We start from the raw sequence: 26,723 nt of genomic DNA on the forward strand, positions 1-26,723 counted from the left end.
TCCCCCACGGAGGTGCCCCTTCGCCCGTTGTGATCCGCTCGGCGGGCGGGCGTTCGTGCGCTGCCGCCCGCCGGGCGGAGATCTGGTGGCGGCGGCGTCCGTCAGCCGCCGAGCGCCGTGTAGCGGGCGCGCAGGTCGGCCGCGCCCTGCTCCGTCAGCGCGCCGTGCAGCCGCATGCGGGCCACACCGCCGTCGGGGAAGGCGTCCAGGCGGACGTGGGTGACGACGGCCTGCGCGGGGAGCTTGAAGCGGTGCAGGGTGTCGGGCTGGAGCCTGGTCCGGGGGATGATCTCGAACCACTCGCCCGCCTCGCCGTTGCGGCCCTGGAGCGCGATCCAGCCGGCCGAGTTGCCCTTGAGGTACGCGGTGTCGATCTCGACGGCGCGTACGGCGCCCTGGGCGGCGAGCCGGAAGCGGACCCAGTCGTTGGTGCCGCGGACCCGGCGGCGGCGGTTCTCCCAGCCGTCGTCCATCTTGCGGGAGGTGCCGGGCAGGATGATCTGCGTGGGCGAGGAGTAGAACTTGTCGGAGGCGTCCTCGTAGACGCCTCCGTTGACCACGGCGATCAGGTCGAGGGTGCCGAGCAGCTCCAGCCACTCGGGGTCGGCCACGACCTCGCCGTGGACGCGCAGGCGCGCGATGCCGCCGTCGGGGTGCTGGCAGACCCGGACGTGGGTGAAGCAGCGCTCGACGTCGATCTGGAAGCCGTTGGCGGCGTGGCCGCGCACGGGGGTCGGCGGGACGAGTTCCTCCCACTTCACGTCGTCGGCGAGCAGCTGCTCCGGGCTCGGGGAACCCTCGACGGCGGCGGCCTGGATGGACACCCGCTGCGGGTAGTTGCCGCGGAAGTGGGCGGTGTCGACGACGATGCCGCGGATCACGCCGGGGGCGCCGAGCCGGACGATCGCCCAGTCGTGGTCCTCGGGGGCGGGGAAGACGTTCTCGGCGTCGGCGCCGCGGCGGCGGCGGGTCTCCCAGCCGTCCATGATCTTGCCCTTGTGCCCGAAGTGCTCCGGGTCGAAGACGGCGCGCTCGCGGACGAGGAGGTTCTCGCGCTCGGCGAAGAACTCGTCGTTGGCGGCGACGACACCGCCGCCGAGGCGACGGTCGGCGAGGTCGACGAGCTCGGTGAAGGGGAAGTCACCGGTGCGGTAGTCGGCGTACGGGTCGCCGCCACCGTAGGGGGCGGCGTCGTTGGCGTGCGGGTCGGCGTTCGCGGCGTTCGTCTCGTCGAGGCTCATGGCACGACTGTGCGCTTCCATGACGCGGCGGGTCCATCGAATGTTTTCGACAGGTATGTTCAGTCGAACTGAACGTTTGAGTGCTCCTACTGGACCGTCTCGCGCTGGACGGCCGCCTGCCGGAGCGCGGCGAGGACCCGGGCCACGGCCGGTCCCTCCTCCGCCCCGCGCCGTACCGCCGCGACGACATGGCGGCGCGGCTGGTCGGCGGAGAGGACCCGCATGACGATCCCGCGCTCGCCGCGCCGCTCGGCGGAGGCCATCCGGGGGACGAGCGCGACGCCCATCCCGGCCTCCACCATGGCGAGGATCGCGGTCCAGCCGGCGGCGCTGTGGGCCTGTTCGGGGACGAACCCGGCGGCCTCGCAGGCGGCGGTGGTGATCTCGGACCACGGTCCCGAGCCGCCGAAGATCCACGGTTCGGCGGAGAGGTCGGCGAGCCGGAGCCCGGGCGCGTCGGCGAGCGGGTGCCCGGCGGGCAGGGCCACGTCGAGCGGGTCGGCGAGGAGCGGGACGCGGCTGAACTTGGGGTCGCGCGCGGAGGGGGCATGGGCGGCGAGCGAGAGCGCCAGGTCGACGTCGCCGGTGGCGAGGAGCTCGTACGCCTCCGCCGCCTCGGCCTCGCGGATCTTGACGTCCAGCCCGGGGTGGGCGGTGCGCAACTGCTGCACGGCCGGGACGACGAGGGCGGGCACGGCCGTGGAGAACGCGGCCACCCGCACCTGACCGGCCTCGCCGCGCAGATAGCCGTCCAGCTCGGCGTCGGCGCGCTCCAGTTGGGCGAAGACGGCCTCGGCGTGCCGCAGCACGAGATGGGCGGCGTCGGTGAGCCGGACCCGGCGCCCCTGCGCCTCGAGGAGCTGGACGCCGAGCTGCTTGGCGAGGTTGGTGAGCTGCTGGGAGACGGCCGAGGGGGTCATGAGCAGCGTCTCGGCGGTCGCGGTGACGGTGCCGCGGTCGCGGAGGGTGCGGAGGATCTGGAGCTTCTTGATGTCCCACTCGGTCATGGGGCGCAACCTACCGGGCGCGCTCCGGGGATCGTTCACGTCCGGGACCGGGCGCTCGCCAGCGCGACCCCGCCCAGGATGAGGGCCATGCAGGCGCCGCCGATGAGGCCGAGTTCCTCGCCGAGGAGGGCGTACGAGAGGAGGGCCACGCAGACGGGCTGGAGGTAGTAGACGACCCCGGCGCGGGCGGCGCCGATCAGGGTGATGGCCTTGTTCCAGGCGAAGAAGGCGACGGCGGAGGAGAAGACTCCGACGTAGAGGAGCGCGCCGACGGAGCCGGGGGTGGGCTCGAAGCCGCCTTGGACGGCGAGGCTGACGCCGTAGGCGGGGAGCAGCATCAGGGCGCCGAGCACGAAGGTGGTGAAGAGGAAGGGCAGGGCGCCGATCTCGGTCGGCTTGCGCTTGAGCAGGGCGCTGTACGAGGCGAAGGAGAGGGCGGCCGCGAACATCCACAGGTCGCCGGCGGTGAGGTCGACGGCGAGGGAGCCCTTGCCGACCAGGAGCAGCACACCGAGTGCGGCGAGGAGCATCCCGGCGGTGCGGCGGGCGCCGAGACGTTCGCCGCCCAGGCGGGAGAAGAGCGCCATGATCACCGGGGAGGCGGCCATGATCATGCCCATGTTGGAGGCGGAGGTGGTCAGTCCGGCCTGGTGCACGAGGGTGTTGTAGAGGGCGACGCCGAACAGTGAGGCCAGGGCGACGTAGCCGAAGTGGCGGCGGATCAGGTGCCGTTGCCGCCATGCCTGGCGGGCCGCGAGGGGGGCGACGGCGACGAGGGCGATGACCCAGCGCCAGAAGACGGCCTGGATCGGCGGGACGGAGTCGGCCATGTCCCGGGTGGCGACGAAGCTGCCGGACCAGACGACCGTGGCGACGAGTGCGAGGAGGAGCCCGACGCCCGCGCCCCGCGCGAGGAGGCGCGGGGCGGTGGGTTCGGTGGTGGGCTCGCCCGTGGGGGCGGTGGGTGTGGTGGTGCGCTCGGCGGTGCGGACGGTGCGGACACGGTCCAGGAGGGCCACGGTGATCCTTTCGGTCGGTGCGGCCTCTACCGTCGCACCGAGGAAACCTCCAGGTCCATCGAAACTTTCCGATCGATCCGTTCAGCAGAGCTGAACGATTCGACCTTCCTCGCCGGGGTACGGGGGTTCAGCTGGCCGAAGAGGGTGGCGCCGAAGGCGATCGCCATGCCGGCGAGCTGCACGGGACCGAGCGCCTGACCGAGGGCCACCCAGCCGACGACGGCCGCGGTGAGCGGCGACAGCGGACCGAGGAGGGTCACGGAGGAGGCGCTGAGCCGCTCGATGCCCCGGAACCAGAGGAAGTAGGAGATCGCGGTGTTGCCGAGGGCGAGGTAGGCGTAGCCGAGCAGGTTGGTGGAGTCCAGGGCCGGCGGGGCGCCCTCGACCAGGGCGGCGATCGGCAGGATCACCAGGCCGCCCGTGGTCAACTGCCAGCCGGTGAGCGCCAGCGCGCCCACCCCTTCGGGCCTGCCCCAGCGCTTGGTGAGCACGGTGCCGGCGGACATCGACAGCGCCGACAGGAGTCCGGCGAGCACGCCGACCAGGTCGAGAGCGGCGCCCGCCTTCAGGACGACGAGGCTGACGCCGAAGGCGGCGGCGACGGCGGTGAGCAGGGTCCGGACGGTCGGCCGGTCGCCGAGGAGGAGGGCGGCGAGGCCGACCACGAAGAGCGGGCCGACGGAGCCGACGACCGCCGCGACCCCGCCGGGCAGCCGGTAGGCGGCGAGGAAGAGGAGCGGGAAGAAGGCGCCGATGTTGAGCGCTCCGAGGACCGCCGCCTTCCACCACCAGGCGCCCTGCGGCAGCTTGCGGGTGACGGCGAGCAGCAGGAGCCCGGCGGGCAGGGCCCGCATGAGGCCGGTGAAGAGCGGCCGGTCGGGCGGCAGGAACTCGGTGGTGACGAAGTAGGTGGAGCCCCAGGAGATCGGGGCGAGCGCGGTCAGCGCGACGACGGCGGCCTTGCGGGACATGGCAGGTCCCCCCCTTGTTCGGAGTGGTTCCGAGCGACTTGTTGGTAAGTAGCTTAGCAGTAAGCTACTTACACGCAAGAGGCTTCTCAGTGAGACGCTTCCTCTTGAGATACTTTCCCGTGAGATGCTTCCGCCATGGACCGCATCGACAGCAGCGACCGCATGGATCCGACGGACAGCCCTAACGGAGCAGGCGAAGAACCCGCGCACGACGCCGTCGACGCCATCGCCGACCAGTGGGCGGTCGTCCGCCCCGACCTGGACACGCTGCCGATGGCCGTCTTCGGGCGGATCTACCGGCTGGCCGCGGCGATGCGCGGCCGCGTCGACAAGGCGTACTCCCCCTACGGGGGCATGTCGCTCGGGGAGTTCGACGTCCTGGCGACCCTGCGCCGCTCGGGAGCGCCCTACACCCTCTCGCCGCGCGAGCTGACCGCGACCCTGATGATCACCACGGGTGGGATGACGGGCCGTCTCGACAAGCTGGAGAAGGCGGGGCTGCTCAGCCGCAGCCCCGATCCGAACGACCGGCGCGGGCTACGGGTGACGCTCAGCGAGCACGGGAAGGAGCTGGTGGACCAGGCCGTCGGCGCCGGGCTCGCACAGCAGCGGGAGGCGCTGGAGGCCGCGCTCACGCCCGAGGAGGCGGAGCAGCTGGCGGGCCTGCTCCGCAAGCTCCTGGCCACGACAGTGACGTGACGGTGGCGTGAAGGGGCCACCCTGACCCCTGGACGCACACGAGGGCGCCGCGCCGGTACGTGCGTCCCGGCGCGGCGCCCTCGCGAAGTGAAGGGGGCGTCAGGCCTTCTTGGGCCTGTCGGACTTGTCGAGCACCATCACGAGACCGGCGATCACCAGGAACAGCACGATCGGCGCGGCCACGAACAGGCCGAGGGTCTCCACGACACTCAGCTTGGGGGCCGGGTCGTCACCGTCGTCGCGGGTCAGCGCGAGCGCGGGGGACGACATGAGCAGCATCATCAGCGTCGTACCGGCCGCGACAGCACCGGCGCGCAGGGCGTTCTTCTTGTCCACGGTGCAAACGTAGCGAACAGCTAAACCGGGCGCGCGTCCGGGGGTGCCGTACGGGCCTCCCGCAGGGTTCCGAAGACCTCGAACAGGCGGTGCGCCCGGGGCGAGGCGGCCACCTCCTCCAGGGTCATCGGCTGCCCCTCGGGGCCCGCCACGGGCAGCCGCCAGTTGGGGTACTGGTCCCAGGTCCCGGGCAGGTTCTGGGGCCGCCGGTCCCCCACCGCGTCGGGCAGCCACACCCCCACCATCGTGGCCGGCGTCCGCAGCAGGAACCGGTGGACAGCCCTGACCTCGGCCTCCTCGTCGCCCGGGCCCTCCGGCAGCAGCCCGAGCCGCTCAAGACAGGCCAGCCACTCGGCGGCCTCCGCCGCGTCACGGGCCCGCTCCTGCCCCAGGTCACCGGTGAGCAGCCCCAGCCGGTGGCGCAGGGCGACATGGTCGCCGGAGAGCCGGGCGGCGGTGGAGGGCAGGTCGTGCGTGGTGGCCGTGGCCACACAGTCGGTGCGCCACTCCTCGGGAGCCAGCGGGCGGCCCGTGCCGGACCAGTCCCGTTCGAACCAGAGCACGGAGGTGCCGAGCACCCCGCGCCGGGCGAGCGCCTCGCGCACCCCCGGCTCGACCGTGCCGAGGTCCTCGCCGATGACGACCGCGCCGGCCCGATGGGCCTCAAGGGCGAGGACCGCGAGCATCGCCTCGGCGTCGTACCGGACATAGGTGCCCTCGGTCGGTTCGCGGCCCTCGGGGACCCACCAGAGCCGGAACAGCCCCATGACGTGGTCGAGCCGCAGCGCGCCCGAGTGCCGCAGCAGCTCCCGCAGGAGACCGCGGTACGGGGCGTAGCCGGAGGCGGCGAGGGCGTCGGGGCGCCACGGCGGCAGGCCCCAGTCCTGGCCGCGCGAGTTGAAGGCGTCCGGCGGGGCGCCCACGGACATCCCCGCGGCGAACGCGTCCTGGAGCGCCCAGGTGTCGGAGCCGTCGGGGTGGACGCCGACCGCGAGGTCGTGGACGATCCCGACCGCCATCCCGGCCTCCCGCGCGGCCGTGCTCGCGGCGGCCAGCTGGTCGTCCGTCAGCCAGGCGAGCCTGCAGTGGAAGTCGACCCGGGCCGTCAGCTCCTCGTCGGCGCGGACGGCCGCCGCGGCCGAGCGCGGATCGCGCAGCTCCTCGGGCCAGGACCGCCAGTGGTGGCCGTGCCGCTCGGCGAGGGCCTGGTACGTGGCGTGGTCCTCCAGGGCGCGGCCCCGCTCGGCGAGGAAGTCGCGGTACGCGGCGCGCCGGCCGGGGCCGAGCTCCACCGCCGCCACGAGCTCCAGGGCGCGCCGCTTGAGCTCCCACACCGCGTCCCGGTCGATCAACGCGCCCTTGCGCAGCACGCGTTCGCGCAGCTCGGCGGCGTCGGCGACGATCGCGTCCAGCCGGTCGCGGTGGACCGGGTCCACGAAGTCGTACTCCGGGACGTCCTCGATCCGCAGATGGACGGGGTCGGCGAAACGGCGGGAGGACGGGCGGTACGGGGACGGGTCGCTGGGCGCCCCGGGCACGCCCGCGTGCAGCGGGTTCACCTGGAGGAAGCCCGCGCCGTGCGTCCGGCCCGCCCAGTCGGCGAGTTCGCGCAGGTCGCCGAGGTCGCCCATGCCCCAGGAGCGGTCCGAGAGCACCGAGTACAGCTGGGCGAGCAGTCCGAAGACCCGCCGCTCGGGCCGGGGCACGCGCGCGGGGGCCACGATCAGCGTGCCGGTGTCGCGCCGCCCGTCGGGGGCCAGCGCCTCGATCCGGTGGACCCCGAGCGGCAGCGCGTCCCAGGCCGCGCCTTCCGCGCCCTCCACCGTCCCGCCCGACTCGGTCGTCACGCGGAGCCGGGTGCCGGGCGGCAGGCCCTCCGGGAGCCGGGGGGGGCCGTCCTGCCACCGCACCAGCGTCGGCGGGAGCAGCCGTGCCTCCGCGCCCCGCCGGGCGGCTTCCAGGGCGGCGGCGACCGCCTCCGGCGTACCGGCGTCGACGTCGAGGGCCGCGAGCACGGCCACGACCGTGGCGTCGGGCACCTGGACGGTGACGCCCTCGGACGGCTCGTACGCGGTGGCGACGCCGTGGAGGGCGGCGAGGCGGGCCAGGGTCACTTCACACTCCAGAGGTCTGGGTCGCTGGTGGGCCTCCCCGGGCGGCCCGGCTTCCCCGCGTCACATCACGGGGGACTCCGTGCCGCCCGAGGTCCAGGGGGCGGTGGGTTCGCTGGTGAGCGGGGCCGCCTGGGTCAGGGGCGGTTCGCTGGTGAGGGGCGCGGTGTCGGCGAGCGGCGGTTCGCTGGTCAGCGGCGCGGTGTCGGCGAGGGGCGGCTCGCTGGTCAGCGGGCCCTGTTTCGGTACCGGTATCTCGGCGAGGTGGGGGGTGGTCATGGTCACGGGGGGTACTCCCGGTTTCGTCTCGACAGGTGGAACGACCAAGCCCTACCCACCGCACCCCGTTTTACCGGCGGAAGTTGGCGCGGCGGCGCCACCTCGCCGAAAGCCCGGCGGGCAAACCGGGCACTTCGGCCACGCACGTTGACACCTCCGCCGTACGGGTGGTGGGCTCGTGACCCACTCGTGACCAAATGGGGGAGCGGAGAGGAGTTCGGCGTGCACCTCGGGCGCAGGAAGCGGACGGCGACAGCCGTGGCCGCGGCCGTGATCGGCGGGCTCCTCGGCGGCGGTGTCCCCGGAGCGGCCCAGGCCGCCCCGGTCTCCCCCGTCACCACCCCCGACGTGCCGCAGAGTCCGGCCGAGCCGGCCGTGTGGCCGCGCCCGCAGTCCCTGCGGACCGCGGGCCAGTCCGTGCGGCTCGGCGGCGAGGTGACGCTGCTCGCGGCCCCTGACGCCGACCCGTACGCGGTCGCCGCGCTCCGCGAGGTGCTGCGGACGGCGGGCGTGGGGACGGTCCACACCACCCTGCCGGGCGGCGGGACGGTCTTCCGCGTGGGCTCCGCGGCCTCCCAGGGGGCCCTGCGGGCGCTGCGCGTGGCCGACCGGGGCGATCTGCCGCGCGGCGGCTACCGGCTCGCGACGGGCCGGGTGGACGGCCGGGACACGGTCGCCCTGGACGGCGTCGGTCCGGACGGTCTCTTCCACGGCGTCCAGACGCTCCGTCAGCTCATCGAGGGAGTCAAGGGGGTCGAAGGAGTCGAGGGAGTCAAGGGGGTCGAAGGAGTCGAGGGAGTCAAGGGGGTCGAGGGAGTCGGGGGACGCGGCGGGGAGGACCGGGCGATCCCCGGCGTCGTCGTCCGCGACTGGCCCGCCACCGCCGTGCGCGGCCTCACCGAGGGCTTCTACGGCCGCCCCTGGAGCCATGAACAGCGACTCGCCCAGCTCGACTTCATGGGCCGCACCAAGCAGAACCGGTATCTCTACGCGCCCGGCGACGACGCGTACCGCCAGACCCAGTGGCGCGACCCCTACCCCGCCGCGCAGCGCGCCGAGTTCCGCGCGCTCGCCGAGCGGGCCCGCGCCAACCACGTGACCCTCGCCTGGGCCGTGGCGCCCGCCCAGTCCATGTGCCTGGCGTCGGACGCCGACCTGAAGGCGCTGACCCGCAAGATCGACGCGATGTGGGCGCTGGGTGTGCGCTCCTTCCAGCTCCAGTTCCAGGACGTCAGCTACAGCGAGTGGCACTGCTCGAAGGACAGGGACACCTTCGGACGCGGCCCCGAGGCGGGCGCGACCGCCCACGCGCGCGTGGCGAACGCGGTGGCCCGGCACCTGGCCGAGCGGTACCCGGAGGCGGAGCCGCTCTCGCTGATGCCGACGGAGTACTACCAGGACGGCGCGACCGCCTACCGCACGGCCCTCGGCGCGGGTCTCGACACCGGGGTGCAGGTCGCCTGGACGGGCGTCGGCGCCGTCCCGCGCGCCATCACAGGACGCGACCTGGCCGGCGCCCGCCAGGCACTGGGCCACCCGCTGGTCACGATGGACAACTACCCCGTCAACGACTACGCCCAGGACCGGCTGTTCCTCGGCCCCTCCCTGGGCCGCGAGCCGGCCGTGGCGGCCGGTTCGGCCGCGTTCCTCGCCAACGCCATGGAGCAGCCCGCGGCCTCCCGCGTCCCGCTCTTCACCGCCGCCGACTACGCCTGGAACCCGAAGGGTTACCGGCCCCAGGAGTCCTGGCGGGCCGCCGTCGACGACCTGGCGGGACCCGACCCGGCCGCCCGCGAGGCCCTGCGGGCGCTGGCCGGCAACGACGCCTCCTCGCTGCTCGACCCGGCGGGCGAGTCGACGTACCTGAAGCCGCTGATGACCGCCTTCTGGACGACCCGTACGTCCCAGGACCGGGCGGTACGGGAGAAGGCGGCGCGCGAGCTGCGCGCGGCGTTCACCGTGATGCGGGAGGCCCCGCGCCGCCTCGCGGCGACCGCCGACGGGACCCTGGACGACGAGGTCGGCCCGTGGCTGGAGCAGCTGTCGCGCTACGGCCTCGCGGGCGAGACCGCCGTCGACATGCTGCTCGCCCAGGGCCGCGGCGACGGCGCGGAGGCCTGGCAGGCGCAGCTGCGTCTGGAACCGCTGCGCGAGGCGGCGAGGGCGAGCGGGGCGACCGTCGGCACCGGCGTCCTCGACCCCTTCCTCACGCGCGCGGTGACGGAGGCCTCCGCCTGGACGGGCGCCGACCGCGAGAAGCGGACCGGGGGCCGGCCCGCCGAGGTGGCCGTGGCACCGGACGCGTACACCCTGCGGCTGGACCGCTCGCGGCCCGTGGACACGGTGACCGTGATGACGGAGCCCGGTTCGGGCGACTCCGCGCGCGTGGAGGCGTACGTGCCCGGCGAGGGCTGGCGGGCGCTCGGCCCGGTCTCCCCGACCGGCTGGACCCAGACGGACGTGAAGGGGCTGCGCGCGGAGGCCGTCCGGATCGTCTGGGACGGCGCGGCCGGACACGCCGCCCCGAAGGTGCGCTCCCTGGTGCCGTGGTTCGCGGACGAGCCGCGCGCCGAGCTCGAGCTGGCCCGCTCCGCGACGGACGTCGAGATCGGCGGGCCCGCGCAGCGGGTGGACGTCCGGCTGGTGGGCCGGTCCACCGACGAGGTGCGCGGGGCGCTGACGGCGCGGGCGCCCCGGGGCATCCAGGTGCGACTGCCCGCGGAGGCCCGGATTCCGCGCGGCACGCGCGCGACGGTGCCGCTCGAGGTGTCGGTGGCCCCGGACCTGCCTGTGGGCGAGTACGTGGTGCCGGTCTCCTTCGCGGGCGAGGAGCGGGTCCTGACGGTCCGCGCGTTCCCGCGCACGGCGGGCCCGGACCTGGCGCGCACGGCGACGGCCTCGTCGTCCGGTGACGAGACGCCGGACTTCCCCGCGGTCTCGGCCCTGGACGGCGATCCGGCCACCCGCTGGTCCTCCCCGGCCGAGGACGGCGCCTGGTGGCAGCTGGAGCTGGCGGACCCGGCCCGGATAGGACAGGTGGTCCTGCACTGGCAGGACGCGTACGCCACCCGCTACCGCATCCAGGTCTCTCCCGACGGCCGCACCTGGCGCACGGCGGCCACGGTCGCCGACGGCCGGGGCGGCCGCGAGAGCGTCCGCATGGACGCGGCCGACACCCGCTTCCTGCGGGTGCAGGGCGACGCGCGGGCGACGCAGTACGGCTACTCCCTCTGGTCGGTGGAGACGTACGCGGTGGCCCCTCCGGCCGCCCCGGAGACCCCCGAGCCCCCGGCCGGCACGGAACCGCCGGAGCGGCCCGGGCCGCCGTAGCGGGAGCCCCGGTACGCCCGGGGACACCCGTACGAGCAGGGGCGCCTCGGCGAGGCGCCCCTGGGACGTGCGGACCGTGCACGGACGACGAAGGCCCGGCTCAACCCGCCTTCACGGCCCCCGTGGGGGCGGTGGAGACGGCGTCGATCCGGGCCATCACGTCGTCCGCGCCGTACGGCTGCAAGTACGGCAGCCAGCGTGGGTCCCGATGTCCGGTCCCGATGATCCGCCAGGCCAGGCCACTGGGCGGGGCGGGCTGATGGCGCAGCCGCCAGCCCAGGTCGTGCAGGTGCCGGTCGGCCTTGACGTGGTTGCAGCGGCGGCAGGCCGCCACGACGTTCTCCCAGGCGTGCGTACCCCCGCGGCTGCGCGGAATGACGTGGTCGACGCTGGTTGCGACGCCACCGCAGTACATGCAACGCCCGCCGTCACGGGCGAAGAGGGCTCTGCGGGTCAGAGGAACGGGCCCCCGGTAGGGGACCCGCACGAACCGCTTCAGCCGGACCACACTGGGTGCGGGGATGACGCGGGTCTCGCTGTGCAGGAAGGCGCCGGACTCCTCGAGGCAGAGTGCCTTGTTCTCGAGGACGAGGACGAGCGCGCGGCGGAGCGGTACGACGCCGAGGGGCTCGTACGACGCGTTGAGGACCAGGACATGCGGCACGGATGCCTCCTAATACGCCGGCGGCGCGTGGCTCGCGCCGGGACGAACTGCTCTCAGTCTCTCCTCATGCCTGGTCGGAGCGCCACCACGTACCCGTAACGGGCTTGGAGTGTTCTCGACCACATCGGCATCGTCTCCGGGTACATCCCCGCGTGAGGTCGGTCTCTCCCTCGAACAGCACAACAGGAGCACTCCTTGTGCCCCGTTAGTGTGGATGCTCGCGTACGCCACGCCTGGAGGTTCCCCGTGTCCTGGTCCGCCTTGTCGACCGCCGACGATCCGCAGAGGGTGCCCGTCACCCTCGACGAGGCCGCGGAGAAGGCGACGAACGCCGCGGGCTGGGTGGAGGAGAACTGGTCCACCTGGCTGAACACCGGCCTGCGGATCCTGCTCATCCTGGTCGTCGCGCTGCTGCTGCGGATGGCGATCCGGCGGGCCCTGACGAAGCTGATAGAGCGGATGAACCGCTCCGCGCAGGCCGTGGAGGGCACCGCGCTCGGCGGCCTCCTGGTCAACGCCGAGCGGCGGCGCCAGCGGTCGGAGGCGATCGGCTCGGTGCTCCGCTCGGTCGCGTCGTTCCTGATCCTGGGCACGGCGGGGCTGATGATCCTCGGCGCGTTCCAGATCGACCTGGCGCCGCTGCTCGCCTCGGCGGGTGTCGCCGGTGTGGCGATCGGTTTCGGCGCGCGGAACCTGGTGACGGACTTCCTCTCCGGTGTCTTCATGATCCTGGAGGACCAGTACGGCGTCGGTGACTCGGTGGACGCCGGGGTGGCCTCGGGCGAGGTCATCGAGGTCGGTCTGCGCGTGACGAAGCTGCGCGGCGTCGACGGGGAGATCTGGTACGTCCGCAACGGCGAGATCAAGCGGATCGGCAACCTGAGCCAGGGCTGGGCCACGGCCGGGGTCGACGTGACGGTCCGCCCGACGGAGGACCTGGACCGGGTGAAGTCGGTGATCGACGAGGCGACGGCGTCCATGGCGAAGGAAGAGCCGTGGAACGAGCGGCTGTGGGGTCCGGTGGAGATCCTCGGCCTCACCGAGGTGCTGATCGACTCCATGACCGTGCGGGTCTCGGCGAAGACCATGCCGGGCAAGGCGCTGGGCGTGGAGCGCGAGCTGCGCTGGCGGATCAAGCGGGGCCTGGACGAGGCCGGCATCCGGATCGTCGGCGGCCTCCCGCTGCAGGCGGAGGACTCCCCTGCCGACCCCACGGCCGGCATGGCGGCGCCCTCGGCCTTCGCCTCGGCGACGTCCCCGCAGGGCATGGCGGCAAGCCCGCTCCCCAAGCCGGACCTGACCAAGTAGCCCACCCCGTACGTCATCGCACGGAGCCCCCCAGGTAACGCTTTGGTTGCCTTCGGGGGCTCCGTGCGTTCCCGGGTATTGACGCCCCGGCGACGCCCGCCCTACGGTCCTCCCACCGAATAGGAAACTTTCCTAACAGTGCACCTCATGTGCAGAGAGGCGGTGCGTCGCGATGGCCGGTACGACCCCGGGCACCCCCGGCACCCCGCGCGTCCTGCGGGCCATGAACGACCGCGCCGCCCTCGACCTGCTCCTGGAGCACGGCGCCCTGTCCCGCACCCGGATCGGCAAGCTCACCGGCCTGTCGAAGCCGACCGCCTCCCAGCTCCTTGCCCGTCTGGAGGCCGCCGGACTCGTCGTCGCCACCGGCACCACCGCGGGCCGGCCGGGACCGAGCGCGCAGCTGTACGCGGTGAACGCCCGGGCCGCCTTCGCCGCCGGCATCGACGCCAGCCCGCACCGGATCCGGGCCGCCGTCGCCGACATCACCGGCACCGTCGTCGGCGAGTTCGAGCTGCCCACCCCCGGCCGCGGCCCCGACGGAGGCGTCGTCCGCCAGGTCACCACCGCCCTCGACGGCGCCGTCAAGGACGCCGGGATCACCCGCGCCGACGTGCACCGGCTCGTCATCGGCACCCCCGGCGCCTTCGACCCGGCCACCGGCCGCCTGCGGTACGCCTCCCACCTGCCCGGCTGGCACTCCCCCACGCTCCTGGAGGAGCTGGCGGCCGTACTGCCGATGCCGTTCGAGTACGAGAACGACGTCAACCTGGTGGCCGTCGCCGAGCAGCGCCTGGGCGCCGCCCGCGGCCACGAGGACTTCGTGCTGCTGTGGAACGAGGAGGGCCTCGGCGCCGCCCTCGTCCTCGGCGGCCGGCTCCACCGCGGCTTCACCGGCGGCGCCGGCGAGGTCGGCTTCCTGCCCGTGCCCGGCACCCCGCTCGTACGGCAGGTCACCAAGGCCAACTCCGGCGGCTTCCAGGAGCTCGCCGGCGTCCAGTCCGTCCCCAGGATCGCCCGGTCCCTGGGCATCGAGACCGCAGAGCAGCCGTACGTGTCCACCGCGACCCGGCTGCTCGGCCACGCCGCCGCCCAGCACGGCGACGACCCCCGGTACGCGGCGCTGCTCGACCAGTACGCCGAGCGCCTCGCCACCGGTCTCGCCTCCCTGGTCGCCGTACTCGACCCCGAACTCGTCGTCCTCTCCGGTGGCGTGATCGCCGCCGGCGGGGAGCCCCTGCGCGAGCGCGTCCAGTCCGAACTGGCCGAGCTCGCCGCCTCCCGCCCCCGGCTCGTCCTCGCCGACGTGGACCGGGACCCGGTCCTGCGCGGGGCCCTCGAGAGCGCCCTCGCGACCACCCGCGACGAGGTCTTCGACACGTCCCGGTAGGCCGGACCACACAGCAACCGAGCCACCGCGTCACCGCGTCACCGAGAAAAGCCAGCACTTCCCTTGCCCCCTCAGTTCCGCTCCGTCCGCCCCAGGGAGTCCTCGTCATGCCCGCACGCACGCGCAGAGCCGCCGTCGCGCTCGCCGCCACCGCCTCCGTCGCCCTCCTCGCCTCGGCCTGTACCGGCTCGGCGGACAACAAGGCGGGCGACGACCCGAACGCGCAGACCACGATCACCTTCTGGCACGGCTGGTCGGCCCCCTCGGAGGTCAAGGCGATCCAGGAGAACGTCGCCCGCTTCGAGAAGGCCCACCCGAACATCAAGGTGAAGGTCGTCGGCAACATCAACGACGACAAGCTCAGCCAGGCGCTGCGCGCGGGCGGTTCGAACGGTCCGGACGTGGCCGCCTCCTTCACCACGTCGAACGTCGGCAAGTTCTGCCACACCGGCTCGTTCGCCGACCTCAAGCCCTTCCTGGAGAAGGACAAGGTCGACCTGGACAAGACCTTCTCCAAGGTCCTGCAGAACTACACCCAGTTCGAGGGCAAGCGCTGCTCCCTGCCGCTGCTCTCCGACGCGTACGGCCTCTACTACAACAAGGACGCCTTCAAGGCGGCGGGCATCACCGCCCCGCCGAAGACCTGGTCGGAGTTCTCCCAGGTCGCGAAGAAGCTGACCAAGGAGAAGGGCGACAGCTACGAGCAGCTCGGCTTCATGCCGAACTACCTCGGCTACGAGACCGTCCCCTCCCACTACATGTCGCAGTGGAACCACACGTACTTCGACGAGAGCGGCAAGTCGCTCCTCGCCAAGGACCCCGGCTTCGCCGAGATGCTGACCTACCAGAAGTCGCTGGTCGACGGACTGGGCGGGTTCGCGAAGCTGGACAAGTACCGCACCACCTTCGGTGACGAGTGGGGCGCGAAGCACCCCTTCCACACCGGCCAGGTCGCCATGCAGCTGGACGGCGAGTGGCGGCTGAACTTCATCAAGGAGGCCAAGGTCGGCTTCGAGGTCGGCGTCGCGCCGCTGCCGGTCGCCGACGACGAGGTCGCCGAGTACGGCAAGGGCTACCTCTCCGGCACGATCATCGGCATCGCGCCGCAGAGCAAGAAGCAGAACGCGGCCTGGGAACTCATCAAGTACATGACCATGGACACCGACGCGGTGGTGGAGTTCGCCAACGCCATCGGCAACGTCCCCTCCACCCTGGAGGCGCTGAAGTCGCCGAAGCTGAAGGCCGACGCGAACTTCAAGGTCTTCCTGGACATCGCCCAGCACTCCGCGTCGTCCACCTCCGACGGCGCGGTGAACGGCTCGACGTACCAGGACACCTTCCAGGACTTCGCCCAGAAGTACGAGAAGGGCCAGGTCAAGGACCTGAAGAAGGGCCTCGAGGACACGGCCGCCCAGATCGACCGCGACATCGCCCAGGCGAAGTAGGACCCGGGACCGGTATCTGATGTCCTCCTCCGACACCCTCGACGGGCGTCAGGCGGCGCTGCGGTCGAAGCGCGTACGCAACGCGCTTCGCACCGCGGCGTTCATGTCGCCCTGGCTGATCGGCTTCAGCGTCTTCTTCGCGTACCCGCTCGTCTCGACCGTCTACTTCTCCCTGATGAAGTACGACGGGCTGAACCCGCCGACCTGGCGGGGCCTGGACAACTGGACGTACGTCTTCTCCGACCTGCCGAAGTTCTGGCCCGCGATGCAGAACACCCTCTGGCTCGCGGTCGTCATGGTCGCCTGCCGGGTCGCGTTCGGGCTCGGCATCGGCCTGCTCATCACCAAGATCAAGCTGGGCGCGGGAGTCTTCCGCACCCTCTTCTACCTGCCGTACCTGGCCCCGCCGGTCGCCGCGACGCTGGCCTTCGTCTTCCTGCTCAACCCGGGCACGGGGCCGGTCAACTCGCTCCTGGAGGCCGTCGGCATCCCCGCGCCCTCCTGGTTCAACGACACCGCGTGGGCCAAGCCGGCCCTCACCGTCCTCGCCGTGTGGGGCGTCGGGGACCTGATGGTCATCTTCATGGCCGCGCTGCTCGACGTACCGAAGGAGCAGTACGAGGCGGCGGAGCTGGACGGGGCCTCGGCCTGGCAGCGGTTCCGCTACGTCACGCTGCCGAACATCTCGCCGATCGTCCTCTTCGCGGTCGTCACCGGGATCATCGGCGCGATGCAGTACTACACGCAGCCGATCGTGGCCGCGAAGGTCGCGTCCGGCGTGATGGGCGGCTCCGGCCAGACCTTCGAACCGGGCTACCCGGACGACTCGACGCTGACGCTGCCGCAGCTGGTCTACAACCTCGGCTTCGGCCGCTTCGACTACGGCGCGGCCTGCGTCGTGGCCCTCGTCCTGTTCGCGCTCTCCATGGCCTTCACCGCGCTGCTCATGCGCCGGCGGGGCGGACTGATCGGCTCGGGTGACTGACCATGAGCTCCCTTTCCACGCTCGACCGGCCCGTGCGCGAGGCGTCCGCTGGCGCCGCCGAGAAGACGGCGCGCCGCAAGGCGCTGCTGCACTGGATCGCCGTGCACTCCCTCGGCATAGCCGCGGCCCTGTTCTTCGTGCTGCCGTTCGTCTTCGTCTTCCTGACCTCGCTGATGAGCGACCAGCAGGCGCTGACCCGCGACCTGACCCCGAACACCTGGCACTGGGACAACTACGTCCGGGTCTTCCAGACCCCGGGCTTCCTGGACTGGTGGAGGAACTCCCTGCTGTACGCCGGGCTCGGCACCGCGCTCGTGGTGGTGTCCTCGATCCCGGTGGCGTACGCGCTGGCCAAGTTCCGCTTCCGGGGCCGGCATCTGTCGCTGCTGCTCGTCATCTCGATGATGATGCTGCCGCCGCAGGTGATCATCATTCCGATGTACCTGTTCTGGGCCAAGCAGATGGACCTCTCCGGCACCCTGTGGCCGCTGATCATTCCGATGGCGTTCGGTGACGCCTTCGCGATCTTCCTGCTGCGGCAGTTCCTGCTGACGATCCCGAACGAGTACATCGAGGCCGCGAAGCTGGACGGCTGCGGCGAACTGCGCACCCTCCTCAAGGTCGTGCTGCCGATGGCGAAGCCCGGCATCGCCGCCGTGGCGCTGTTCCAGTTCTTCTACTGCTGGAACGACTACTTCGGGCCGCAGATCTACACCTCGGAGAACCCGGCGATGTACACGCTGAGTTACGGCCTGGAGTCCTTCAAGGGCGCGCACCACACCGACTGGAACCTGACCATGGCCGCGACCGTACTGGTCATGGCCCCCGTGATCCTCGTCTTCTTCTTCGCCCAGAAGGCGTTCGTCGAGGGCGTCACACTGACCGGAGTGAAGGGCTAGCTGAACGATATGCTGCAGTCAATCGGGGGCCAACCCCCGAACCCCCGGGCGTCAAAGATCGCTGTCGTGGGGGGCGGCTCCACCTACACCCCCGAACTGATCGACGGATTCGCGCGGTTGCGCGACACCTTGCCCATCACCGAACTCGTCCTCGTCGACCCGGCCGCCGACCGGCTCGAACTGGTCGGCGGGCTCGCCCGGCGGATCTTCGCCCGGCAGGGCCACGACGGGAAGATCGTCACCACCTCGGACGTCGACGCCGGTGTGGAGGGCGCGGACGCCGTCCTGCTCCAGCTCCGGGTCGGCGGACAGGCCGCCCGGAACCAGGACGAGACCTGGCCGCTGGAGTGCGGCTGCGTCGGCCAGGAGACCACCGGCGCCGGCGGTCTCGCCAAGGCGCTGCGGACCGTGCCGGTGGTCCTCGACATCGCCGAGCGGGTCCGGCGCACCAACCCGGACGCCTGGATCATCGACTTCACCAACCCGGTCGGCATCGTCACGCGCGCGCTGCTCCAGGCCGGTCACAAGGCCGTCGGCCTGTGCAACGTGGCCATCGGCTTCCAGCGGAAGTTCGCGAAGCTGCTGGACGTCGCCCCGTCCGAGGTTCATCTCGACCACGTCGGCCTCAACCACCTGACCTGGGAGACCGGCGTCCGCCTCGGCGGCCCGGAGGGCGAGAACGTACTGCCGCGGCTCCTCGCCGAGCACGGCGAGGCCGTCGCCGAGGACCTGCGCCTGCCGCTGTCGGTGGTGGACCGCCTCGGTGTCGTCCCCTCGTACTACCTGCGTTACTTCTACGCCCACGACGAGGTCGTGCGGGAGCTGGGCAGCAAGCCCTCGCGGGCGGCCGAGGTCGCCGCGATGGAGAAGGAACTGCTCGCGATGTACGGCGACCCGGCGCTCGACGAGAAGCCGACCCTGCTGGCCAAGCGCGGCGGCGCCTTCTACTCGGAGGCCGCCGTGGACCTGGCGGCCTCGCTCCTCGGCGCGGGAGGCTCGCCGTACCAGGTGGTCAACACGTACAACAACGGGACGCTGCCGTTCCTCGCGGACGACGCCGTCATCGAGGTGCAGGCGGCGGTCGGGCCGAGCGGTCCGGTTCCGCTGCCCGTCGCCCCGCTCGACCCGCTGTTCGCCGGGCTGATCGCGAACGTCACCGCCTACGAGGACCTGGCTCTGGAGGCGGCGCTTCGGGGTGGCCGGGACCGGGTGTTCAAGGCACTGCTCGCGCACCCGCTGGTCGGACAGCACGCCTACGCCGACGGGCTCACCGACCGGCTCGTCGCGCACAACCGGGAGCACCTGGCGTGGGCGTGAACCTCAACGGCGCGCTGCTGGCGATCGACGCGGGCAACAGCAAGACCGACGTGGCGGTCGTGGGCGCGGACGGCAGCGTGCGCGGCTCGGCGCGCGGCGGCGGGTTCCAGCCGCCGGTCGTGGGCGTCGAGGCGGCGGTCGACACGCTCGCGGAGATCGTCGGGCGGGCGTGGGAGGACGCGGGCGGGGCGGGGATTCCGCCAGGCTTCGCACACGTCTCCGCCTGCCTCGCCAACGCCGACCTGGCGGTGGAGGAGGTGGAGTTGGAGCGGGCTCTGTACGCCAGGCACTGGAGTCGCTCGGTCCGGGTGTACAACGACACCTTCGCCATCCTGCGCGCCGGGCTCGACGAGCCGCGCGGGGTCGCCGTGGTCTGCGGGGCGGGCATCAACTGCGTCGGGATGCTGCCCGACGGGCGCACCGCCCGGTTCCCCGCGATAGGGAAGATCTCCGGCGACTGGGGCGGCGGCAGCGGACTCGCCGAGGAGGCGCTCTGGTTCGCCGCCCGGGCGGAGGACGGACGCGGCGAGCCGACGGCCCTGGCACGGTCACTGCCCGCGCACTTCGGCTTGGAGACGATGTACGCGCTGATCGAGGCGCTGCACCTGGGGACCATCCCCTTCGAGCGGCGCCACGAGCTGACCCCCGTGCTGTTCCGTACGAGCGCGGAGGGCGACGCCGTCGCCCGTTCGCTGGTGCACCGGCTGGCCGAGGAGGTCGTCGCGCTGTCGACGGTCGCGCTCGGGCGGCTCGAACTGCTCGACGAGGAGGCGCCGGTGATGCTGGGTGGCAGCGTGCTGGCCGCGCGGCACCCGGAGTTGGAGGGCAGGATCGCCGAACTCCTCGCGGCCAAGGCGCCGAAGGCCGTGATCGGGGTGGTCACGTCCCCGCCGGTGCTGGGCGCGGCGCTCCTCGCCCTGGACGCCGTGGCGGCCGGGCCCGAGGCCGTGGCGCGGCTGCGCGAGCACTACGCCTGACGTCCCACAGGCGTGGTGGCACCGGGGCGCTCCCTGCGCGGGGGCGCCCCGGTCGTCGTTGGCCCCGTTCGTCGTGCGCCCCGGTCGTCGTGCGACGCGTTTGTTCTTCACCCGTTCGGGGAGGCGCGCGAGGGAACCGATCACGTCCGAAAAGCGTATTCATGGCAGGGGATTCGCCCACGGGGGTGGCGCGCGATGGGGCACGATAGGCACAAGATCCAGTCAATCCTGGTGTGCGGGCAGGGTCCCTGACGCCATACTGCTGGCCGGGAACGTCGGACCGAGGGGGAGGCCACGTTGACACACCCGCCGAACACGCCTGCCGTCTCGGCCGCGGGCTCCACGCCCGCGCACCCGGGGACCGGCCTGCCCGCGCAGGCGCTGCCGCCGAGCGCGCCGCCGTCCACCGCCTCCGTCTCCCGCGCCTCGGCCGCCTCCGGCTCCCCCGTCTCCACGCCCGCGGGCGCGCCCGGCGGGCGCGGGGCCTGGGGCGAGGTCCGGGTGGTGCTGCGCCGCGCCGCGACGACGGAGCCGGGCCGGCTGCAGATCCTGGGCGCCGTACTGGCCCTGCTGGTCGTCGCGTTCGGGGCGGTCACCGCCTACGAGGTGTCCGACCGGGCCGGCTCCGCCGACGACGTGGTGAGCCGCAGCCAGCCGCTGAGCGCCGACGCCGCCGCGATCTACCGCTCGCTCGCCGACGCCGACACCGCCGCCGCCGGCGGCTTCCTCTCCAAGGAGCGGGACCCCGCCGACCTCACGCAGCGGTACCGGGACGACATCGGCACCGCGTCCCGGCTGCTGGTGAAGGCGGCCGCGAGCACCGACGGTTCGGCGCAGTCGGCCCGCGAGATCACGACCCTGAACGAACAGCTGCCGCGCTACACCGGCCTGATCGAGCGGGCCCGCGCCGCCAACCGGCAGGGCCTCCCGCTCGGCGGCGCCTATCTGCGGTACGCGAACCAGCTGATGAGCACGCAGCTGCTGCCCGCCGCCGAGCGGCTGTACGAGGCGGAGACCGCGCGCCTCGCGAGGGACGACGAGGACGCCCGCGACTGGCCGTTCCTCTCGCTCGCCCTCGGGCTCGCCGTCCTCGCCGTCCTGGTCTGGGCCCAGCGCCGCACGTACGCGCGGACGAACCGGGTCTTCAACCAGGGTCTGCTCGCCGCGACGGCCGCCTCCGTCGTCGTACTGCTCTGGCTGACGGCGGCGCACACCGTCGCCCGCGCCGGTCTGAACGACGCCCGCGCGCACGGCCAGAGCTCCCTCCAGGTCCTCAACACCGCCCGGATCAGCTCCCTGAAGGCCCGGGCCAACGAGAACCTGACGCTCGTCGCGCGCGGCGCGGTCCTCACCGACGACGGCAAGAACGACAAGTACGAGACCGACTACACCGCGAGCATGAACGCGCTGACGGACTCGCTCGCCGACGCCCGCGAACTCGCCGACGACGACGCGGGACGCGATCCGCTGGAAGCGGTCGCCGAGCACACGGCCGAGTGGAAGACCCGCCACGAGAAGGCCCGGGAGAAGGACGACGCCGGCGACTACGAAGGCGCGCGCATCGGCGTCGTCGGGCCGGACGACGCCGGTTCCGGACCCGACGAGTCCACCGGGCAGTCCTTCGACCGGGTCGACGCGGCCCTGAAGAAGGCCCTGGACCACGAGCAGCGCGAGTTCACCCGGGCGGCGGAGGGTGGCGGCCGTGCGCTGACCGCCCTGCCGCTCGGGGCGGCGGTGCTCGGCGTCCTGGGCGCGGCGGGCGCGATCATGGGCATCAACCGCAGGCTGTCGGAGTACCGGTGAGAGGGGGCGAGATGCACAGCAGCGTCGACGGCACGAGGAGGCACGGCCTGGCCGCGCTCCTGAGCGGCCGCCGCCCCCTGGCACGCCCACGCGGCTGGGGCGGGGTGGCCGCGATGGCGGTGGCCTGCGGTCTGACGGCCTCGCTGACCCTGCTGCCGCTCGCGCACGGCGGGAGCGGCCCCGCGGCGGCGCCCGCGGCGACCGGTCCCGGTGTCGGCACGGGCGTCCAGGTCAAGGCGGACAGCTGCCAGAACCCGGAGGCCTCGCTCACCCCGTCCACCCAGGACGGCCCGGCGGTCCAGGCGATCAAGGCACGCGGCAAGCTCGTCGTCGGCGTCGACCAGAACAGCTACAACTGGGGGTACCTCAACCCCGAGACCAGACAGCTGGAAGGTTTCGACATCGCGCTGGCGAAGGCGATCGCCAAGGATCTGCTGGGCAGCGAGGACGCGATCATCTACCGCACGATCCCCACCAACCAGCGGGTCGCCGCCCTGGAGTCGGGCAAGGTCGACCTCGTCGTCCGCACGATGACGATCAACTGCAAGCGGATCCAGCAGGTCGCCTTCTCCACCGCCTACTTCCAGGCCGGCCAGCAGGTCCTGGCGGCCAAGGACGACGCCACGATCACCGGGTACGACTCCTCCCTCACCGGGAAGCGGATCTGCACGGCCGAGGGCTCCACGGCGTACGAAGCCCTGGAGAAGAACTCCTTCGGCGCCACGTTCAAGGACGAGGGCGACGGCACGAAGGCGGACCGGGACCGGTTCACCGTCCCGAACCAGCTGGACTGCCTGGCCCGGCTCCAGATGGGCGAGGTCGACGCCGTCGTCACGGACAACGCGCTGGCGGCAGGACAGGCCGCGCAGGACCCGGCAGTGGAGCTGAAGGGCGAGCCGTTCACCACCGAGTACTACGGAGTCGCCGCCAAGCTCGGCAACGACGACCTGGTGCGCCGGGTCAACCAGGTCCTCGTCGAGTACCGCAGGAGCGCGTGGCTCGCGGCGTACGACGAGTGGCTGAAGGCGGACCTGCCCGGGATATCCGGGCCGCCCGCACCCCTGTACAAGTAGAGCGAGAGGTGATCGATGGGCGTCGCGGGCACCCCCGGCCCTGTGATGGACCGGGACGAGGTGGACCGTGCGCTGGCGCGGCTCGGCGCGGAGCACAAGGCGATCGAGGACTCGCTGCTGGCGCTCCAGGACCACGCGGGCCGCAGGCTGCTCGAAGGCGCCGAGCTGACCGGGACCACCCGGGACCGCTGGCAGTCCACCGAGCGCACGATCACCCTGCTCTGGACGTACTTCGAGGCGTACACCGGCGCCCTGTACGGCGCCCGTGAGCTGCGGGCGCGCCGGCGCTGGGCCAGCCGCGAGGACCTGGTGGAGCTGACCGACCGGCTGCGCGGGGAGAGCGTGCTGGTCGCGGGCGGGGCGCAGGCGCCCGCCGCGCCGACGCTGACCGGGCCCGCCCGGCTCTCCGAGCGGTTCAGCCTGGAGCGGCTCGTGGCCCGGATGAACGAGCTGTACGCCTCCTCGCTCGACATGGTCGTGACGGCCGACGCGGTGTGGTCCGCGCTGCCCGCGCGGATAGACCTCCTCGCCGCCGAACTCGGGCGCACGCGCTCGCTCGCCCACTCCGTCGGGGTCCGGCCCGGCGAGCATCCGGCCGGCGACGAGCTGGAGTCGATCACGGCGGAGCTGACCGCGCTGCGGTCCCAGGTCGTCACCGACCCGCTGGCCTTCTGGCGGCCCGCCGCCGGGAGTTCGGCGCCGGGCGGCGGACGTCCTGACACCGAGCGGTACGACCGGGCGGCGCGCGCCCTGGAGGACATCCGGCGGGAGATCGAGGCGGTCCTGGCGGTCCGCCAGGACTCGGAGGAGCGGCTGCTGCGGCTGCGGGACGTCCTCTCGCGCGCCGACCGGACGCTCGCCGAGGCACGGGCGGCGCGCGGCGAGGTGCTCGCCAAGATCGCCGCCTCCGAGGTGCCCGCCGTGAGCGGCCCGCCGACGGTCCTCCAGGAGCGCCTGGCGACCGCCGCCGAGTACCGCAGGCACGCCCAGTGGCACCGGCTCTCGCCGCTCCTGGAGTCCCTGGAGGTGGAGGCCGAGGACGAACTGCAGCGCGCCCGCGCGTCCCTGACCGCCGTCACCGCGCCGCTCGCGGTCCGCGCCGAGCTACGCGGCCGGCTCGACGCCTACAAGGCGAAGGTGGCCCGGCTCGGCGCGGCGGAGGATCCGCTGCTGATCGAGCGGTACGACGCGGCGCGACGGATGCTGTGGAGCGCGCCCTGCGACCTGCGGGTCGCCGAGCAGGCGGTGTTGCGGTACCAGCAGGCGGCGGCCGAGGTGCTGTCCGGCCCGAGAGACGCGAGGGGGAGTCAGTGGTGAGTACCTGTCAGCGGCCTTCGTGCGAGGGTTCGTACGAGGACATGGGTGGCGGCGAGCTGTACTGCGACACCTGCGGGCTCGCCCCCGTGGTGTCGCCCGGGGGCATGCTCCAGTCCAATCCGACCGGCATGGCCGTGTCCGGCAAGGAGTCCGGTTCGGCGCGCACGGGTTCGGGCGCCTCGTCCCGGTCCTCCTCCCGCGCCTCGTCCCGTTCCTCGACCTCGCGCCGCTCGGTCTCGGGTCGGCTGTCGCGCTCGCTGTCGGGCGGGACGAGCGGCCGTTCGGTCTCGGTGCGCAGCTCCGGCTCCTCGACGGCGCAGTCCGGCCGGAACCGGCTGGGCGCGGGTCTGGTGACGATCCCGGAGGTGCCGCGCCCCGACCCGCGCGCGGCGGTCATGGCGAACCCCGAGGTTCCCGAGCGGAAGCGATTCTGCTCGCGCTCCGACTGCGGCGCCCCGGTGGGCCGGGCGCGGGGCGAGCGGGCGGGCCGCACGGAGGGGTTCTGCACCAAGTGCGGCCACCCGTACTCCTTCGTGCCGAAGCTGCGCGGCGGGGACGTCGTGCACGGCCAGTACGAGGTCGCGGGCTGTCTCGCGCACGGCGGTCTCGGCTGGGTCTACCTGGCGGTCGACCGGGCGGTCTCCGACCGCTGGGTGGTCCTCAAGGGCCTGCTCGACACCGGCGACCAGGACGCGATGGCCGCGGCGATCTCCGAGCGCCGCTTCCTCGCCGAGATCGAGCACTCCAACATCGTCCGCATCTACAACTTCGTCGAGCACCTCGACCCGCGCACCGGCTCCCTCGACGGCTACATCGTCATGGAGTACGTGGGCGGCAAGTCGCTCAAGGAGATCGCCAACGACCGCCGCACGCCGGACGGCCGGCGCGATCCGCTGCCGGTGGAGCAGGCCTGCGCGTACGGGATCGAGGCCCTGGAGGCGCTCGGGCACCTGCACAGCCGGAACCTGCTGTACTGCGACTTCAAGGTCGACAACGCGATCCAGACCGAGGACCAGCTCAAGCTGATCGACATGGGCGCGGTCCGGCGCATGGACGACGACGAGTCCGCGATCTACGGCACGGTCGGCTACCAGGCGCCGGAGGTGGCCGAGGTCGGCCCGTCGGTGGCGAGCGACCTGTACACGGTGGCGCGCACGCTCGCCGTGCTGACCTTCGACTTCCAGGGCTACACCAACGTCTTCGTCGACTCGCTGCCCGACCCTTCGAGCGTCGAGGTCCTGCGGACGTACGAGTCGTTCTACCGCTTCCTGGTCCGTGCGACGGACCCCGACCCGGCGCGCCGGTTCGCCTCCGCCCAGGAGATGGCGGAGCAGCTGACGGGCGTCCTGCGCGAGGTCGTCGCCCTCCAGACCGGCCGCCCGCGCCCCGCGCTCTCGACGCTGTTCGGGATCGAACTGCGGGTCACCGACACGGAGTTGTTCGCCGAGTTGACGGGGGACGTCTCCGCCCTTGGCGCCCGGGAGGGCGGCGGCGGGCGCGGCAGCCGCCGCAAGGCCCTGCCGGCCGGGCAGGGCGGCGGGGCGCTTCCGGCGCCGATCCCGGCGCAGGCCGGCGCCCCCGGAGCCGTACCGGGAGGGCTGCCGGGAGCCGTGCCGGACGGGCCCTTCCTCGCGCCGCTCGACGGGCGGGCCGCGTCGCTCGCGCTGCCGGTGCCGCGCGTGGATCCGGGAGACCCGAACGCCGGATTCCTCGCCGGTCTGCTGGCCTCGGCGCCCGCCGAGCTGATCAGCGCCCTCCAGAGCGCGCCCGCGCCCTCCCTGGAGCTGCGGCTGCGCGAGCTGCGGGCCCGCCTGGAGATGGCCGACCTCGGCGCCGCGGGCCGTGCCCTCGCCAACCTGGAGGAGCGGCACCCGGACGACTGGCGGGTCGTCTGGTACCGGGGCGTGACCTCGCTGGTGACCGGCGACCACGAGAACGCGGCGCTGTCGTTCGACGCGATCTACGACGCCTTCCCCGGCGAGCCCGCGCCCAAGCTGGCCCTGGGCATCTGCGCCGAGGTGCTCGGCCAGCTGGACAACGCGGCCGAGTACTACCGCCTGGTGTGGGCCACGGACCCGAGCCATGTGAGCGCCGCCTTCGGCCTGGCCCGGGTCGGGCTCGCGGCGGGCGACCGCGCCGGCGCCGTACGGACCCTGGAGTCCGTCCCCGAGTCGTCCATCCACTACACCGCGGCCCGGGTCGCGGCCGTGCGCGCGCGGCTGCGCCGACGGGCGGCGCACGAGCCGCTCGGCGCGGATCTGACGGCCGCCGCCGCGCAGGTCTCCGCGCTCCAGGACTTCGGCCTCGACGCGGTGCGCCACGAGCGTCTTTCGACGGAGGTCCTCGGTTCGGCGCTCGACTGGGTACTCTCCGGTAGTCCCGGAGCGGCTCCGGACGGCGCGCGGCTGCTCGGCAGCGAACTGGACGAGCGCGGGCTGCGCTTCGGCCTCGAACGCTCGTACCGGGTGCTCGCCCGGCTCGCGCGGCGGGGCGAGGAGAGGATCGAACTGGTGGAGCGGGCCAACCGTTTCCGCCCCCGGACGTGGGTGTGA

The 26,723-nt window shown here is 73.0% G+C and carries 21 protein-coding genes; 13 read left to right on the forward strand and 8 right to left on the reverse strand.

The annotated features are described in order from the left end of the window. Positions 1-101: 101 nt before the first annotated feature. The 4 genes from alc to ACF09C_RS18560 all read right to left on the reverse strand — a co-directional run bounded on the left by alc (position 102) and on the right by ACF09C_RS18560 (position 4,238). Entirely contained in the window at positions 102-1,241 is a 1,140-nt protein-coding gene (alc, locus tag ACF09C_RS18545) for an allantoicase (RefSeq protein WP_392092500.1), read from the reverse strand. Between the two features lie 86 nt (positions 1,242-1,327). Continuing rightward, entirely contained in the window at positions 1,328-2,248 is a 921-nt protein-coding gene (locus ACF09C_RS18550; protein ID WP_392092501.1) for a LysR family transcriptional regulator, read from the reverse strand. Positions 2,249-2,283: 35 nt separating this feature from the next. After that, a complete protein-coding gene (locus tag ACF09C_RS18555; protein WP_392092502.1) occupies positions 2,284-3,267 on the reverse strand; it encodes a DMT family transporter in 984 nt (327 codons plus the stop codon). A 26-nt stretch (positions 3,268-3,293) separates the two neighbouring features. Beyond that, entirely contained in the window at positions 3,294-4,238 is a 945-nt protein-coding gene (locus ACF09C_RS18560) for an EamA family transporter (RefSeq protein ID WP_392092503.1), read from the reverse strand. Between the two features lie 162 nt (positions 4,239-4,400). Here ACF09C_RS18560 and ACF09C_RS18565 point away from each other — a divergent pair, with 162 nt between their 5' ends. Next, positions 4,401-4,937: a MarR family winged helix-turn-helix transcriptional regulator gene (locus tag ACF09C_RS18565; RefSeq protein ID WP_392092983.1), complete on the forward strand. Its 537-nt coding sequence runs from the start codon at positions 4,401-4,403 to the stop codon at positions 4,935-4,937. A gap of 99 nt (positions 4,938-5,036) precedes the next feature. Here ACF09C_RS18565 and ACF09C_RS18570 read toward each other — a convergent pair whose 3' ends face one another. The 3 genes from ACF09C_RS18570 to ACF09C_RS18580 are packed head-to-tail and all read right to left on the reverse strand — an operon-like array spanning position 5,037 to position 7,663. Beyond that, the gene (locus ACF09C_RS18570) at positions 5,037-5,273 is read right to left on the reverse strand and encodes a hypothetical protein (RefSeq protein WP_260226244.1); all 237 of its coding nucleotides are present in this window, start codon (positions 5,271-5,273) and stop codon (positions 5,037-5,039) included. A 20-nt stretch (positions 5,274-5,293) separates the two neighbouring features. Further along, complete coding sequence (malQ, locus tag ACF09C_RS18575; protein WP_392092504.1) at positions 5,294-7,387, reverse strand: 4-alpha-glucanotransferase; 2,094 nt, start codon at positions 7,385-7,387, stop codon at positions 5,294-5,296. A gap of 60 nt (positions 7,388-7,447) precedes the next feature. Beyond that, a complete protein-coding gene (locus ACF09C_RS18580) occupies positions 7,448-7,663 on the reverse strand; it encodes a hypothetical protein (protein WP_392092985.1) in 216 nt (71 codons plus the stop codon). Between the two features lie 222 nt (positions 7,664-7,885). Here ACF09C_RS18580 and ACF09C_RS18585 point away from each other — a divergent pair, with 222 nt between their 5' ends. Beyond that, complete coding sequence (locus tag ACF09C_RS18585; protein WP_392092505.1) at positions 7,886-10,993, forward strand: beta-N-acetylglucosaminidase domain-containing protein; 3,108 nt, start codon at positions 7,886-7,888, stop codon at positions 10,991-10,993. A 100-nt stretch (positions 10,994-11,093) separates the two neighbouring features. Here ACF09C_RS18585 and ACF09C_RS18590 read toward each other — a convergent pair whose 3' ends face one another. Beyond that, a complete protein-coding gene (locus ACF09C_RS18590) occupies positions 11,094-11,657 on the reverse strand; it encodes an HNH endonuclease (RefSeq protein WP_362006681.1) in 564 nt (187 codons plus the stop codon). A 246-nt stretch (positions 11,658-11,903) separates the two neighbouring features. On the opposite strand from ACF09C_RS18590, the gene ACF09C_RS18595 reads away from it, so the two are divergent. The 11 genes from ACF09C_RS18595 to ACF09C_RS18645 all read left to right on the forward strand — a co-directional run bounded on the left by ACF09C_RS18595 (position 11,904) and on the right by ACF09C_RS18645 (position 26,723). Further along, the gene (locus tag ACF09C_RS18595; RefSeq protein WP_392092506.1) at positions 11,904-12,965 is read left to right on the forward strand and encodes a mechanosensitive ion channel family protein; all 1,062 of its coding nucleotides are present in this window, start codon (positions 11,904-11,906) and stop codon (positions 12,963-12,965) included. A 172-nt stretch (positions 12,966-13,137) separates the two neighbouring features. Further along, positions 13,138-14,355, forward strand: coding sequence for an ROK family protein (locus ACF09C_RS18600; protein ID WP_392092507.1), 1,218 nt, complete (start codon positions 13,138-13,140; stop codon positions 14,353-14,355). A 107-nt stretch (positions 14,356-14,462) separates the two neighbouring features. Beyond that, the gene (locus ACF09C_RS18605; protein WP_392092508.1) at positions 14,463-15,800 is read left to right on the forward strand and encodes an ABC transporter substrate-binding protein; all 1,338 of its coding nucleotides are present in this window, start codon (positions 14,463-14,465) and stop codon (positions 15,798-15,800) included. Between the two features lie 19 nt (positions 15,801-15,819). After that, on the forward strand, positions 15,820-16,785 hold the full coding sequence (locus ACF09C_RS18610; RefSeq protein ID WP_392092509.1) for a carbohydrate ABC transporter permease: 966 nt from the start codon (positions 15,820-15,822) through the stop codon (positions 16,783-16,785). A 2-nt stretch (positions 16,786-16,787) separates the two neighbouring features. Continuing rightward, complete coding sequence (locus ACF09C_RS18615; protein ID WP_392092510.1) at positions 16,788-17,684, forward strand: carbohydrate ABC transporter permease; 897 nt, start codon at positions 16,788-16,790, stop codon at positions 17,682-17,684. 9 nt (positions 17,685-17,693) lie between these two features. After that, positions 17,694-19,001: a 6-phospho-beta-glucosidase gene (locus ACF09C_RS18620; RefSeq protein ID WP_392092511.1), complete on the forward strand. Its 1,308-nt coding sequence runs from the start codon at positions 17,694-17,696 to the stop codon at positions 18,999-19,001. Further along, the gene (locus tag ACF09C_RS18625) at positions 18,998-19,978 is read left to right on the forward strand and encodes an N-acetylglucosamine kinase (RefSeq protein WP_392092987.1); all 981 of its coding nucleotides are present in this window, start codon (positions 18,998-19,000) and stop codon (positions 19,976-19,978) included. The genes ACF09C_RS18620 and ACF09C_RS18625 overlap by 4 nt, the downstream gene beginning before the upstream one ends. Positions 19,979-20,275: 297 nt before the next feature. Next, on the forward strand, positions 20,276-21,781 hold the full coding sequence (locus ACF09C_RS18630; RefSeq protein ID WP_392092512.1) for a hypothetical protein: 1,506 nt from the start codon (positions 20,276-20,278) through the stop codon (positions 21,779-21,781). A gap of 11 nt (positions 21,782-21,792) precedes the next feature. Further along, the gene (locus ACF09C_RS18635) at positions 21,793-22,854 is read left to right on the forward strand and encodes a glutamate ABC transporter substrate-binding protein (protein WP_392092513.1); all 1,062 of its coding nucleotides are present in this window, start codon (positions 21,793-21,795) and stop codon (positions 22,852-22,854) included. Between the two features lie 15 nt (positions 22,855-22,869). Beyond that, on the forward strand, positions 22,870-24,171 hold the full coding sequence (locus ACF09C_RS18640; protein ID WP_392092514.1) for a hypothetical protein: 1,302 nt from the start codon (positions 22,870-22,872) through the stop codon (positions 24,169-24,171). Beyond that, positions 24,165-26,723 (forward strand): tetratricopeptide repeat protein, encoded by a 2,559-nt coding sequence (locus tag ACF09C_RS18645; protein WP_392092515.1) that lies wholly within the window; start codon positions 24,165-24,167, stop codon positions 26,721-26,723. Before ACF09C_RS18640 ends, ACF09C_RS18645 begins: the two co-directional genes overlap by 7 nt.

It is taken from the genome of Streptomyces sp. NPDC014870, assembly GCF_043081505.1.
Lineage (GTDB): Bacteria > Actinomycetota > Actinomycetes > Streptomycetales > Streptomycetaceae > Streptomyces.

Excerpts from the sequence above, each read along its gene's own strand:
- ACF09C_RS18620 (WP_392092511.1), top strand. The coding sequence starts at position 17,694 with ATGCTGCAGTCAATCGGGGGCCAACCCCCGAACCCCCGGGCGTCAAAG.
- ACF09C_RS18560 (WP_392092503.1), bottom strand. The coding sequence starts at position 4,238 with ATGTCCCGCAAGGCCGCCGTCGTCGCGCTGACCGCGCTCGCCCCGATC.
- ACF09C_RS18610 (WP_392092509.1), top strand. The coding sequence starts at position 15,820 with ATGTCCTCCTCCGACACCCTCGACGGGCGTCAGGCGGCGCTGCGGTCG.
- alc (WP_392092500.1), bottom strand. The coding sequence starts at position 1,241 with ATGAGCCTCGACGAGACGAACGCCGCGAACGCCGACCCGCACGCCAAC.
- ACF09C_RS18580 (WP_392092985.1), bottom strand. The coding sequence starts at position 7,663 with ATGACCACCCCCCACCTCGCCGAGATACCGGTACCGAAACAGGGCCCG.
- ACF09C_RS18640 (WP_392092514.1), top strand. The coding sequence starts at position 22,870 with ATGGGCGTCGCGGGCACCCCCGGCCCTGTGATGGACCGGGACGAGGTG.
- ACF09C_RS18635 (WP_392092513.1), top strand. The coding sequence starts at position 21,793 with ATGCACAGCAGCGTCGACGGCACGAGGAGGCACGGCCTGGCCGCGCTC.
- ACF09C_RS18550 (WP_392092501.1), bottom strand. The coding sequence starts at position 2,248 with ATGACCGAGTGGGACATCAAGAAGCTCCAGATCCTCCGCACCCTCCGC.
- ACF09C_RS18605 (WP_392092508.1), top strand. The coding sequence starts at position 14,463 with ATGCCCGCACGCACGCGCAGAGCCGCCGTCGCGCTCGCCGCCACCGCC.
- ACF09C_RS18565 (WP_392092983.1), top strand. The coding sequence starts at position 4,401 with ATGGATCCGACGGACAGCCCTAACGGAGCAGGCGAAGAACCCGCGCAC.
- ACF09C_RS18600 (WP_392092507.1), top strand. The coding sequence starts at position 13,138 with ATGGCCGGTACGACCCCGGGCACCCCCGGCACCCCGCGCGTCCTGCGG.
- ACF09C_RS18615 (WP_392092510.1), top strand. The coding sequence starts at position 16,788 with ATGAGCTCCCTTTCCACGCTCGACCGGCCCGTGCGCGAGGCGTCCGCT.